Origin of the sequence: Pyrococcus sp. (genome assembly GCF_030153625.1) — an archaeon.
Lineage (GTDB): Archaea > Methanobacteriota_B > Thermococci > Thermococcales > Thermococcaceae > Pyrococcus > Pyrococcus furiosus.
The window spans coordinates 21,528-33,514 of the sequence record NZ_JASKLM010000018.1; the positions used below are offsets into that span (position 1 = coordinate 21,528).

At 42.5% G+C, this 11,987-nt stretch carries 16 protein-coding genes; 5 read left to right on the plus strand and 11 right to left on the minus strand.

All coding sequences use genetic code 11. The features are described 5' to 3' along the window. Positions 1-6: 6 nt before the first annotated feature. A complete protein-coding gene (locus PWP39_RS04420) occupies positions 7-411 on the plus strand; it encodes a PPC domain-containing DNA-binding protein (protein WP_011011739.1) in 405 nt (134 codons plus the stop codon). Further along, positions 405-995 (plus strand): molybdenum cofactor guanylyltransferase MobA, encoded by a 591-nt coding sequence (gene mobA / locus PWP39_RS04425; RefSeq protein ID WP_288072832.1) that lies wholly within the window; start codon positions 405-407, stop codon positions 993-995. Before PWP39_RS04420 ends, mobA begins: the two co-directional genes overlap by 7 nt. Here mobA and hycI read toward each other — a convergent pair. The 5 genes from hycI to fbp are packed head-to-tail and all read right to left on the minus strand — an operon-like array spanning position 960 to position 4,221. Further along, complete coding sequence (hycI, locus tag PWP39_RS04430) at positions 960-1,436, minus strand: hydrogenase maturation peptidase HycI (RefSeq protein WP_011011737.1); 477 nt, start codon at positions 1,434-1,436, stop codon at positions 960-962. The two genes, mobA and hycI, sit on opposite strands and share 36 nt — an antisense overlap. Positions 1,437-1,448: 12 nt before the next feature. Beyond that, positions 1,449-2,174, minus strand: coding sequence for an Mrp/NBP35 family ATP-binding protein (locus PWP39_RS04435; RefSeq protein WP_011011736.1), 726 nt, complete (start codon positions 2,172-2,174; stop codon positions 1,449-1,451). Next, positions 2,171-2,590 (minus strand): hydrogenase nickel incorporation protein HypA, encoded by a 420-nt coding sequence (gene hypA, locus PWP39_RS04440; RefSeq protein WP_011011735.1) that lies wholly within the window; start codon positions 2,588-2,590, stop codon positions 2,171-2,173. The genes PWP39_RS04435 and hypA overlap by 4 nt, the downstream gene beginning before the upstream one ends. Before the next feature lie 50 nt (positions 2,591-2,640). Beyond that, entirely contained in the window at positions 2,641-3,039 is a 399-nt protein-coding gene (locus tag PWP39_RS04445; RefSeq protein WP_011011734.1) for a ParB/RepB/Spo0J family partition protein, read from the minus strand. A 54-nt stretch (positions 3,040-3,093) separates the two neighbouring features. Continuing rightward, on the minus strand, positions 3,094-4,221 hold the full coding sequence (fbp, locus tag PWP39_RS04450; protein ID WP_288072835.1) for a fructose-1,6-bisphosphate aldolase/phosphatase: 1,128 nt from the start codon (positions 4,219-4,221) through the stop codon (positions 3,094-3,096). A 243-nt stretch (positions 4,222-4,464) separates the two neighbouring features. Here fbp and PWP39_RS04455 point away from each other — a divergent pair, with 243 nt between their 5' ends. Beyond that, complete coding sequence (locus PWP39_RS04455; RefSeq protein WP_014835182.1) at positions 4,465-5,256, plus strand: DODA-type extradiol aromatic ring-opening family dioxygenase; 792 nt, start codon at positions 4,465-4,467, stop codon at positions 5,254-5,256. On the opposite strand, the gene PWP39_RS04460 is transcribed toward PWP39_RS04455, so the two are convergent. Next, positions 5,246-6,394: a DUF763 domain-containing protein gene (locus PWP39_RS04460; protein WP_011011731.1), complete on the minus strand. Its 1,149-nt coding sequence runs from the start codon at positions 6,392-6,394 to the stop codon at positions 5,246-5,248. The genes PWP39_RS04455 and PWP39_RS04460 overlap by 11 nt on opposite strands. Before the next feature lie 49 nt (positions 6,395-6,443). Here PWP39_RS04460 and PWP39_RS04465 point away from each other — a divergent pair, with 49 nt between their 5' ends. Next, positions 6,444-6,737 carry a transcriptional regulator gene (locus tag PWP39_RS04465; RefSeq protein WP_011011730.1) on the plus strand — a complete coding sequence of 98 codons (294 nt, stop codon included), beginning with the start codon at positions 6,444-6,446 and terminating at the stop codon, positions 6,735-6,737. Here the strand turns inward: PWP39_RS04465 and PWP39_RS04470 are convergent. Genes PWP39_RS04470 through PWP39_RS04485 form a run of 4 tightly spaced genes read right to left on the minus strand, consistent with a single transcriptional unit; the run spans position 6,718 to position 10,103 of the window. Next, complete coding sequence (locus PWP39_RS04470) at positions 6,718-7,095, minus strand: ribonuclease III family protein (protein WP_011011729.1); 378 nt, start codon at positions 7,093-7,095, stop codon at positions 6,718-6,720. The genes PWP39_RS04465 and PWP39_RS04470 overlap by 20 nt on opposite strands. Next, positions 7,085-8,212, minus strand: a complete 1,128-nt coding sequence (locus tag PWP39_RS04475) for an iron-containing alcohol dehydrogenase (protein WP_011011728.1) — start codon at positions 8,210-8,212, stop codon at positions 7,085-7,087. The genes PWP39_RS04470 and PWP39_RS04475 overlap by 11 nt, the downstream gene beginning before the upstream one ends. 9 nt (positions 8,213-8,221) lie before the next feature. Beyond that, entirely contained in the window at positions 8,222-8,887 is a 666-nt protein-coding gene (locus PWP39_RS04480) for a hypothetical protein (protein WP_011011727.1), read from the minus strand. 25 nt (positions 8,888-8,912) lie between these two features. After that, positions 8,913-10,103 carry an MFS transporter gene (locus PWP39_RS04485; RefSeq protein WP_014835181.1) on the minus strand — a complete coding sequence of 397 codons (1,191 nt, stop codon included), beginning with the start codon at positions 10,101-10,103 and terminating at the stop codon, positions 8,913-8,915. Positions 10,104-10,165: 62 nt separating this feature from the next. Here PWP39_RS04485 and hypE point away from each other — a divergent pair, with 62 nt between their 5' ends. After that, on the plus strand, positions 10,166-11,176 hold the full coding sequence (hypE, locus tag PWP39_RS04490) for a hydrogenase expression/formation protein HypE (RefSeq protein ID WP_014835178.1): 1,011 nt from the start codon (positions 10,166-10,168) through the stop codon (positions 11,174-11,176). Here hypE and PWP39_RS04495 read toward each other — a convergent pair. Beyond that, on the minus strand, positions 11,163-11,630 hold the full coding sequence (locus PWP39_RS04495; protein ID WP_014835177.1) for a DUF5615 family PIN-like protein: 468 nt from the start codon (positions 11,628-11,630) through the stop codon (positions 11,163-11,165). The two genes, hypE and PWP39_RS04495, sit on opposite strands and share 14 nt — an antisense overlap. Between the last annotated feature and the right edge of the window lie 357 nt (positions 11,631-11,987).

An 11,987-nucleotide genomic window follows, 5' to 3' on the forward strand; every position in this document is an offset into this window, starting at 1 on the left:
GTTTAAATGCTCGTTCCTGGAAGAGTTTATCTTTTCAGAATTCCAGAAGGGAAGGAAATAATTGAGTTTTTGAGGGAGTTTGCAGAGAAAGAAAACATCAAGGTGGGAATAATAAGCGCCATTGGAACGTTGAGGAATCCAGTTATAGGATATTTTATGGAAGAAGAAAAGAAGTACAAGGAGATATCTTTAACCGGAACCTATGAACTGCTTTCCCTCTCTGGAAACATAAGCTTAAAGGACGGAAAGCCCTTTGTTCATGCCCACGTAGTTCTTGGAGATTCTGAAGGAAGGGCTTTCGGAGGGCATTTAGTTAGAGGAGAAGTCTTCGTTGCTGAGGTCTTTGTTCAAGAGCTTGAGGGGGAAACTCTGGAAAGAAAACCAACTGAGCATGGGCTAGCCCTATGGTAATAGGTGCGGTGTTAGCTGGAGGAATCAGCAAAAGATTTGGTGAGGATAAGCTAACTTATAGGGTTGGGGGAAAACCACTAATACTTTACACCATAGAGGCCCTTGAATCAGCTAGCAAGATAGAGAAAATTGTCGTCATTGCATCTCCATTTAATTGGCAAAAATTCAGAGAGTTGGGGTTGGAGGTTATTGTAGATGACCTAATGGTTGGCCCACTTGGGGGAATATACCTTGCTCTAAGCCTAGGAGATTCCTTTGTCGTGGGAGGGGATATGCCACTTTTAGTTCCGGAGTTTATAGATTATCTTGTGGCTAAGTTTGAAGAGGCTAAAAAATTGGCCTGTGTTCCCAGGTGGCCAAATGGATACCTTGAGCCCCTCCATGCAGTGTACTCTCGCTCACTTAGAGAAATAATTGAAGGATATATTGAAAGAGGAGAATATAAAGTTGGCAATGTTATTGAAAGCTCAAATCCTTGCTACATTCCAGTGGAATCTTTGCCAGAAAGGTGGAAATGGGCGTTCTTCAATATAAATAAGAAAGAGGACCTAAGAAAGCTCAAGACTTTCATAAAGGAATTTTAATAAGACTTCCGCAACGGCTTTTACTTCTTCGCTCATATCTTCAAAAAGCCCAATGTTCTTTGGCTGGCATCCTATTAAGATTGTCTTGGCATTTGTATTAGCTTTGAGATAAGTGGCCAAAAACTTGAGGGGAAGACTGTGGGTGGAAACTCCGGCCCCTTCAGTATTTTCTGGATCTGTAATTATTATTTCTCCAGGCTTTCCTCCGAAGTTTACTGCGTCTATAAAAATGATTAAATCAGGGTGAAAGTTTAGTATCTTCCCTGTGTAGTTCTCTGGAACCTCTCCACAGTTGAGGACTAGAATGTTTGCCTTCTTTATAACTCTCTTTAATTTTTCTGCAATATAAACCCCGAAGCTGTCGTCTCCCCTGATGTCATTCCCTATTCCACATATTACAATTCTCTTAGCATTTTTTAGAGCTTCTCTCAGCTCTTCCATAGCTTGCACCAGTCAAATCTTTTTAGCTATTCCTCTAATTTTCTCGGCAAACTCTGTGGCTAAAAGTTCATTAACATTTCCAACTTTACTCTCTAGATCCCTGTACAGAGGTATTCCTCCAAGATACCTAATCCCATATTCCTGGGCAATTCTCATAACATCTTCCTCTTCATCCAGCTTCATATTCTCAACTATTCCAAGTATCTGATGCTTCTCTTCTTTTAGCAACTCTATAAGCTTCCTAACAACATTAAGAGAGAGCTTTGACGGAGTTGCGACTATCAAGAATTCTCCCCTCTTGAAGTACTTTAAAACGTCTAAGAACTGATCTCCCATCCCAGGGGGCATGTCAACAACTAAAAAGTCGAGCTCATCCCACCTGGTTATTGTTAGTAGCTCTATTAGGGCGTCGCTAATCTCCTTTCCTCTTAAAGGAGTTGGCCTGTCCTCGGTGTAATACGCTATTGTCATGAACTTTATTCCGTGAACCGTTGGGGGAATAACTCCTTTGTCTTCCTCGGGAAGTTCTTTGGGTTCAAATCCCAGGATGACGTGGTCACTTGCTCCATGGAAATCCAAGTCGAGAAGTCCAACTTTGTATTTTTGTTCTGATAGAACTAGGGCAAGAGTTGTGGAGATTAGGGATTTTCCTACTCCTCCCTTCCCACTTACAACTGGGATTATTCTTTTTACTCCCTCAAGCTTCGCTGAAATTGCGAGTTCTCTGGGATCTATCATTCTTCTCCCTCCTTCTCGATCATTATTCCAGAAATGTAAACTCCCCTTCCCTTCACCACTTCAAAATCATGGCTTCCACATTTTGGACAGGATAGAAATGCATGAACGACCTCTGGAATAAAGTGGATGTCCTCTCTTATCCTCTCATCCAACTTATCTTTGACTTCCTTAAGCTTCCATACATGCCCGCAGTTGCGGCACTTAAAGACGGCCTCTTCCTCTTCGAATATTATCTCTGCCCCTTCCGCTATTGTTCCCCTGAAGAGCTCTTCCATGGCAAACTTTACTATATCCTCCCCAACATCTTGGAGTTCTCCGAGGACTACCTTGACGGCCTTTACCCTACTTGCACCCTCCTTTTGAGCGTAATCTAAAACAGTCCTTACTATTGCATCTGCCAACGCCCATTCGTGCATTATTCTTCCCCACTATCCCCTTACTTCTAGACCTTTTAAAACTGCATTGTTCAATCTCTGACTATTTTTACATCATCTATTGTCTTCAGCCCAACCTTTCTCACTGATTCTTCGATTTTAGTTTGGATTTCTTTTAGAGGCTTAAGGACTATCGCCTCAATGTTGGAAAAACCCAGCTTTTTTCTGGCATATGCTCTGTGATGGCCGTCTAATATGTAAAATTTCCCTTTATACTCTAAAACTATGATGGGCGCATCATATCCGTGGGCCATTTCTTCTAGAACTATAAGTAGTTTCTTTTCGCTAAGTTCCCACTGAGTGGGAATCAAAACATCAATGGGGAGGAATGTATGTTCTAGTTCAAAAGGTACTCCATAAATGATCTCGTTTTCCCTCTTTATCTTCTCTGCCCTTTTAAAAGCTTCTTCTCTTGTTATGAGCTTAATCACACTATCCCTCAAGAAAATGGAGAACAATACTATAAAAATATAGGAGAAAAGAGATCACTCTATAGGTTCAAATCTGTCCTTTAACTTCTCTAGGACTCCTGGGAGAGTTGTGTATTCCATCTCCTCCAGTGGTAGTCTGTGAGGCTCAAATGGTCCATGCCTCCTCATGTAATCAGTTATCTCCAAGGCCTTTTGTCTTGCCCAGTCGAATGCTGGGTCATCAAACAAGTCAACTGGACCAATGAGCTTTCCTTCTGGGCTTATCTGCCATCCTAAAGCTACAGCCCTTGGTGGTCCGTCGAATCTTGTTGGTGTTGCATATTTAAGTGGAACTGGCATTAGTGGACCATTGTGGCTACCTCTCATCCACCCGCTGACCAAGTGTGGGAATGTAAATGGTTCTAGAACTTCTCCCAGGGCTGGAAGACCACTTTGTGCTCTTACTATGGCCACTGGATCATCCTTTCCTACATACTCTCCTGCCACTTCGTAGAGCTTTTCAGTTGATACAACAGCAACGGGTTCATCTTTTGGAATTGGGTGCCCTTCCTTCGGATACACCCTCTTAATGACGTACCTACTCTTTGCTCCTATTAGGGCTAGAATATCGTACATTTCCTCTGGAGAGTTCATGATAACTCTCTTGTGCTCGAGAATGTCCCATATCTCGAACCTGAATCCCATGTGCATCTTTGGATCTATTACGAGCCCCGCTGTGTTGAAGGGATCGGCAAACATTCTAAATATTGGGAGATTGAATGCTCCTGGTTCAGTCTTATCTAAGTGGAATGTAACTATTGGTTCGCTCTTTCTTAGTGTTATTTCCATCTCTGCAACGCTTGGACCTAGACCTCTAACATTACCACTAAATGCATCCTTTAGAAGGTCCTGTCCAGCTCCATATAGGCCTAGTTCCTTCGCCACTTCTGTGGCCTTTTTGAATGCTTCCCAAGCGAGCCCGTGGATCTCTGGGCTGTCAACTCCCTTCTTGTGAGTCATTATAAGCTGGAGGTCATCTCCAGCGTAGGTTACATAGAAGTCTATGAGGGTTCCTTCTTTTTGAGCTTCGCTTAGTACTTCTTTTGCCCTCTCTATAAGTGCTGGGTGAACTCTTGAATGGCCAGGCCACCCTCCGACGTCTGCTTTTATCACGCTTATTGTTATCTTCTCTCCTACTGCCATTTTTTCACCTCCAGAATTTTACAAACTTATGTTAACATTTTTCCTAATAAACTTTACTTTGATAAACATTTATCACCCAGAATGATGAAGAAAATTTTCTATAAAACTTTTATCTTTGTGAGATTATATTGTCGTATTTGTAAATTAAATCTCAGTTAAATATTAAACAAATCCGAAATATTTTGGAGAAATGTTAAGGAAAACGTTAATAGTAACGCTAAGAAAGATATCTTGGTGAGGAATATGCTCAGATATATGGCCATAATGCCCCATGGAAATGAGGCTGTTTATCCTATAGATGAGGACAGCAAAATTTTGAATGCTAACTTGAAGAAAATTGGGGAAGAGCTGAAGGATGTGGAAAGTTACGTCCTCATAACACCGCACAACGTAAGAAGTAGTGAGGCTATAGCAATTGTCATTGCAGAGAACTTAATCCCTTGGCTACTTTTTAACGATGTTCCAATACCGGTAGAGAGCGAATACAAGACAGATGTTGAATTGGCTAGGGAGATATACCTAAGTTCAAAAGATAAGTTCCCAGTTGTTGACGTTAATTTCGCTTCAGCCAGAGGGAGGTACTCAAGGTTTCCCCTTACTTGGGGAGAAATGATTCCCCTCCACTTTCTCAGAAAAAAGCCTTTAGTTTTAATTTCTCCTCCCAGGGAAGTTAAGAGAGAGGTTCTAGTTGAATTCGGAAAGCATTTAGGTAGAGTACTTGAGGGAAGTGAGAAGGAAGTTGCCTTGATAGTTAGTGCTGACCATGGACATGCGCACGATCCAAAGGGTCCCTATGGCTACGCTAAGGAATCTAAAGAATATGATAGTCTAATATACAGATTGATGCAGAATATGGACTTCTCGAGACTTTTAGAGCTTGAAAATGACTTCATAGAGAAAGCAAAGCCAGATAGCTACTGGTCTCTTTTAATAGCTCATGGTGTGATGCAAGAAGTCAAGTTTTCAAAAGTAGTGCACATCTCCTACGCCTGCCCCACCTACTACGGAATGCTCTCAGCATTGTTCAAAAGGTAGGGATCTTTTCCTCTTCTGGAAACTTCCACTTTTCGCTTATCTTCTTAACCCTCTTTAATATTTCTCTGTTTCCAGTCTCAGTCAACCTTTCCAGAAATCTTATGAGCTCGTCATATGTTCCCTTCTCAATCCTGAAGGGAACCCTATCCTTTCCCCCCACGGCATATGCAAACTTAAATGGATCAATTGGATGAGTTACTGGATCCCTCCAGCTTGGTTTTACATCATATATGAGCTCTCCCACTAATGCCAAAGCTCTTAGAGTCCCAGGCCCGAGACCTTTTATTAGTAGAAATTCTTTGTAATTCTCGATTGCCAATTCCTTGGCAAACTCCAGAGCCTTTAAGTTAAGCTCTATCTTTCCCAAGCTTTCATACCTTTTTACAACCTCTCTCACATCCACATCTCTTGGCTTGTAAAATACAGCATAACCCTTCGAGAGGGCTTTTATAGTTTCCAAATCCCTAACTACCCTCCTCCCCTCCTGGGCAATTTCAATTATTGCTTTTTGTACTTCTTTGGAGTCCTTATCAACTGTATTTAAGGCGAATTCCCTCTTAACTCCTGCAACTCCTTTGTGAGGGTTTAAAAGTTCCTCTACATCGGGCTTTTCATTAAACCAGTGATATCTCCTCGCAAGCCTTAGCTCCGTGTTCATCCCCTGCTGAACAACGGCCCAATTTCCTTCTTCATCTAAGAAGAATGCATGGTGATAGAGCTGATATCCAGTTTGGAGGGCCACCGAATCAACTTTCGCAACTAACCTCGAGGTTTTTACATAAGGTTCGGGATCAAGTTCAAATTTAGAGGCTATCTTTTCCAATTCGTTTGGGGTATTTCTGCTGCTCTTTCCCTTCCCTCCAGCCACCATAACGCCCAAGTCTAACTCGGCAAGAGCCTCCTTTATTATTCCAGTCGTCACAGTTGTGCTTCCTGAAGAATCCCAGTCCATGCCTATAAGATTATTAAAGGCTTGGAACCAAACGGGATCAGCTAACCTTTCAAGTAGACCCTTGGTTCCATATTCCTCGACGAGTATTTTTAGCACTAACTTCGAGAGCTTCCTCATTCTATTGGCCAACCAAGGTGGAACCTTTCCTGTATGGAGTGGGAGCTCTGCAACGCCACTTCTCATCATATTACCTTATTCCCAAACGTTTAAAATTGTTTGGAGATAAAGTGTGCACATGGCTACAAGGAGAGAAAAGATAATTGAGTTGCTGTTGGAGGGGGATTACAGTCCAAGTGAGCTAGCGAGGATTTTAGATATGAGGGGAAAGGGGTCAAAGAAGGTCATCTTGGAAGATCTAAAGGTAATTTCAAAGATCGCCAAAAGGGAAGGAATGGTGTTGCTTATTAAACCTGCCCAATGTCGCAAGTGTGGCTTTGTATTTAAGGCCGAGATAAACATCCCCAGCAGGTGTCCTAAGTGTAAGAGTGAGTGGATAGAAGAGCCCAGGTTCAAACTTGAGAGGAAGTGAGTCTCTCGCTTATAATCACCAAAAGGGGAGCTAGGGCCCTTCCTATTGCTTCCTTCTTCTTAGAAAAGTCAAGGACTTCTGGAGTTAGATTTTTCTTGATTATTTCAACTGCTTCTCTCTCCGAGATTAACCCCATTAGCCAGGCCTTGGCTATTAATGCTTCAGCATAATCTCCCTTTGCGTGCTTATCTACTCTCCTAAGATTCTTTGACAATCCAGTTAGGTCTAGAGCTATCGCTAGAGATGCATTTGGAACTCTATCTCCAGTGGGCTTTCCCAGGAATTCAGTTAGTGCTAAAGAGTAAAGAAAGTTTATCAGCGAATCTCCGAACTTTGCAAGTCCTTTGTCAATCTCCATAGAAGGCCCTCTCATAAATTCTTCTAATGTCCTCTTTTCTCGGCTCAACTGGGTTGAAGTTAACGAGGGGATCTTCATAGGCTCTCTCTACCATTTCATCAAGCTTCGCTAAGAACTCCTCCTCGCTGACGTAACTTGAGATGGGTCCTATTCCAAGCCTTTCGTTCAGAGCTTTTATCTCTTCAAGGAGCTCTTCAGCATTGTCAAATCCCAATTCCCTCGCCAATGCATCATATTTCTCTCTCCTGCGTGCCATGTTATACTCCATCACATAGGGAAGTAGAATGGCATTTACGAGACCATGCGGTCCTATCCATGCGGCCTTATGACTCATCGCATGAACGAGTCCAAGCCTTGCGTTTAAGAAAGCTATGCCAGCCATTGTAGCTGCATAGTGGATTTTCTCTCTGGCATTTTTGTCTCCTCTAATGCTCTCCTCTAAATGCTCCAACACAGCTTTTGCCGCTTTAACTGCCATTGCATCTGTAAAGGGTGAGGAAGCCTTTGAAACATAAGCCTCTATCGCATGAACTAAAACATCCATTCCAGAATTCCTGGCAACTTCTGGGGGCATTCCTTCGGGTAATCTAGGGTCAAGTATAGCCACTTCAGGAGCTATCTCGGGAGTTACAATCGTGTACTTAACGTCCCCTACCTTAATCACGCTCGCTGCTGAAACCTCACTTCCAGCACCGCTCGTTGAGGGAATAGCTATAAGGGGAGTTTTCAGCTTTGGAACGGGTCTCGGCTTCGAAAATCTACTCTTGATTGCAACTTCCTCAAATGAAATTCCTGGGACATCGTAAAATACCTTTAGAGCTTTGGCCATATCGATAACACTTCCTCCACCAATTGCAATGAGGATCTCTGGAGAAAACTCCCTAACTTTTGGGAGGAACTCGTCGACAACGTCTTTCGTGGGCTCAGGAGGAAGGCCTGCTATTGAAATTACCTCAACTCCACCTTCCCTTAGATAGTCTTCAGCTTCCTTCAGAAACCCTAACCTTTTCATAGAGCTTGACGCTAAGATTAAAGCCCTCTCGAACCCAATAGCTTCCTTTTGAAGATACTCCAAACTTCCCCTTCCCTCGATAATCTTAGTCTTTAGGAAAAACATAACCATCCCCTAGCTCTCAAATACTTCCTTAATGAAGTCCTGAGTTTCTTCAACGAACTCTTCTAGAGGAACCTCTTTGCCAAATTTGTTGTAGACCTTCTTGTCCTCAAAGCTGAGCTCCAAAACTTCATATTTCTCTTCACTCCACTCTTTTACGTCTTCTCCATGAGTCTTCATATGCCTTACCAAGTTCTCAATGTCGACATACTTTCCGCAGTGTTCACATTTGTAGAACTGCCAGAATATGTAGTCCTTTCCATTGACCATTCCAGACTTTATATGCTCTATCAACCTTCCCCCTAAGTACTCGTAGATGTCCTCCTGCTCTAAAGCTCCATCTCTCTCAACAACCTTAAAGCCCGCCCACACTATGTGGTCAGAGATGTCTTGGATCGTAGATCTTAGAAATTTCAATGCCAGGACAAAGGCTCCATTGTTAACGTAGAATGTCTCCTTCCCAGGGACTACAATTACCATAAGGTTGCCAGGCTCCTTTTTCTGGGCAATTTTGTCTGCAGCTTCTTTACTTTCGGCAATTCTTATCTCCAGCCTTAATCCGCTCTTCTTGTGTATTCCGTGAATTAAATTATCGCTAATATGCCAGTGGAAGTCATCTATTGTCCTCACTTTTCCATATACCTTCTTGATTTTTTCATTCAGCTCCTCGAACTTCATGCTCACCACCGAGAGGTTTTTGGAATTATGAGCTAATAAAAGTTCTCCTATCTGTAATGATCATTAGAACCAAGGCCGTCATGTTCATTATCGTTGCATAGATGAACGCGTACTCAAGGGAATACTTCTGCCATAGCAAGCCTGAGATAACTGAAGCTGGAAAGACGAGGATTCCAAATACTGTGTGGTAAGCCCCAATTACCGTCCCTTTTTCGAATTCCTTTGCCAGATCGGCCATGTAAGCTCTTGGGATTGTATCCTCTATTGCTATGTACACTCCATAAAGAATGAATGCTAAGCCTAAGGTGATAATATCTTTTGCAAAGGCAAATGTCAGCGAAGCTAAAGCTGCTATTCCAAATCCCAGCGTTATCAGTTTTCTCTTCCCAATCTTGTCGGAATAAATTCCCAGTGGATAAGAGGAGAAGGCATAGATTAGGTTGAAGAGCGCATAAAAGCTGAGCCCTTGAACAACACTTAGGCCCAGTTCTTCAGCTTTCCAAAGGGTGAATGCATAGCTGTACCTCCCCAACGCCCCGATGGCCACAACTAAGAGGAAGAGTTGAAGTTCTTTAGATCTTAGAGTAGATATGCCTTTTATGACTTTCTTTACCTCTCTCCCCTTGTCTTTCACGAACAATAAAACGAGAAACACTCCAACAAGTCCAGGAAGAGCTGAGAGGAGGAAGATTGCCCTGTAAGCTTTAACTACTGGAAGGTTTGAGAGTAGCACGAGGAGAGCTATTGAGACAAGGGGCCCAGCCACGGCTCCTAAAGTATCCATCATTCTGTGGAACCCAAAAGACTTTCCAGTCCTCCCCTCTTCGGAGGATTCGGCAATTAGTGCATCCCTTGGAGCAGTTCTTATTCCTTTGCCCACCCTATCGAGAATTCTAAGGCCAACAAACTCCCACCAATTGTTTATAAACGCTAACCCTCCTTTGGAGGCGGCTGAGAGTGTATATCCAAGGGCTACGAAGACCTTTCTTCTCCTGAACTTGTCGCTTATGTAGCCAAAGAGAACCTTAAACAAGGAACTCAAACTTTCAATCAAGCCCATAATGGATCCGCTTAGAGCCTTTCCTATGTGAAGAACGTCTGTAAGGTATGTTGGAACTATCGGGGCTATCATCTCGCTACTCATATCATTTAGAAAGCTTACAAGCCCTAGAAGAAAGACGTTCCAACTTATTCCAGCTATTTTTCTTTCCTTCATTTTCCTCTCCCTGGGCATAATGATTTTAATAACCCTTGCCTAACACTAGCTTGGGATGCAAAATGAGAATCAGGCTTGAGCATGGAGCCGGAGGAGAATTAATGGAAGAACTAATTAGGGAGGTAATCCTCAAGAATTTAACCCTTAATTCTGCTGGAGGAATAGGATTAGAGGAGCTTGATGACGGAGCTACAATCCCCCTTGGAGATAAGCATTTAGTGTTTACAATAGATGGGCATACAGTAAAGCCGATATTCTTCCCAGGGGGAGACATCGGAAGGTTGGCCGTTAGCGGAACTGTAAACGATTTGGCTGTCATGGGAGCTCAACCCTTGGCAATTGCAAGCTCGTTGATAATCGAGGAAGGGTTTGAAGTTAGTGAGCTGGAAAAGATTCTGAAGTCGATGGACGAAACAGCTAAAGAGGTTCCAGTTCCAATTGTTACTGGAGACACAAAAGTCGTTGAAGACAGGATAGGAATCTTCGTTATAACAGCTGGAGTGGGGGTAGCTGAGAGGCCGATAAGCGATGCCGGCGCAAAAGTTGGGGATGTCGTTTTAGTGAGTGGAACAATTGGAGACCACGGAATAGCACTAATGAGCCATAGAGAGGGGATCTCCTTTGAGACAGAGCTTAAGAGCGATGTAGCTCCAATTTGGGATGTCGTAAAGGCCGTTGCAGATGCCATTGGTTGGGAGAACATCCACGCAATGAAAGATCCCACAAGAGGAGGATTGAGCAACGCACTAAACGAGATGGCAAGAAAGGCAAACGTTGGAATTTTGGTAAGAGAGGAGGCAATACCAATTAGGCCAGAAGTAAAAGCTGCCAGCGAAATGCTTGGAATAAGTCCCTATGAAGTTGCAAACGAAGGAAAAGTTGTAATGATAGTGGCGAAGGAGTATGCGGAGGAGGCACTTGAGGCCATGAAGAAGACAGAAAAGGGTAGGGATGCCGCAATAATAGGAGAAGTTATTGGTGAATACAGAGGAAAAGTTATTCTGGAGACGGGAATTGGTGGAAGAAGATTTTTAGAGCCGCCTCTCGGTGATCCCGTTCCTAGAGTTTGTTAGCCTTTATCTTTTTGTCCATTTTCAACATCTCCCTCCACTGCCTCCCTGGCCAGTAAATTTGGCCACAACTTGTGCAAATGTAGAATTCATTATATGAATTGTAAACATTCTCTGGAACTTTTCCTTTAACCTCCTCTTTTTTTGCTGACCTTATGACACCGTTGCACTTAGGACAGCGAGCATTCTCTGGAAAAAGTTCACTGAACTCAACTCTCTCCATCATCAACTGCTTAACTTGCTCTTCGAAGGAGTTAGAGGTTATTAGGATTGCCCTTAGATTTCTAACCTGAGCCTGCCTGTAGAGCTCTACATCTCTAGTGAGGATTATTCTACCCTCTTCCTCTGCGATTCTTAATATCTCATTATCATCTTCTATTCCATAGAGGGTATCATACCCATACAGTCTGAGCCACCTTGCCAATCTGCCCAGCATCATGTCAGCTATAAATTTCAATTCTTATCCCAAGGAAAATTATCTTGGTTGAATTTTATATCTTTTCTGAAGATTTTTCGGTACAGGGTGGTTGGGCTTATTTTTCCATTTTTAGTTTTCTCTAGGCTTTATTTTTGAAATGGAGATTTTTTAGGGATTAGGGTTTGATTTAGTAACTCAAAGTTAGTATTTACAGTATGTTACAGTTTTATTACTTATTTGTTACGAAAGTTTTTCGAAAATTTTTGAATACCATGATAAAGACAAATTTTTAGAAAAAGTTTGATAGTTTCTGTTGGATTCTTTCAAAAGATTGCGAACTAGCTTGGTTAGAATAGTTAAGTCTTCTCCTGGGATAGGGTGTGAAAGCAGTGTTTT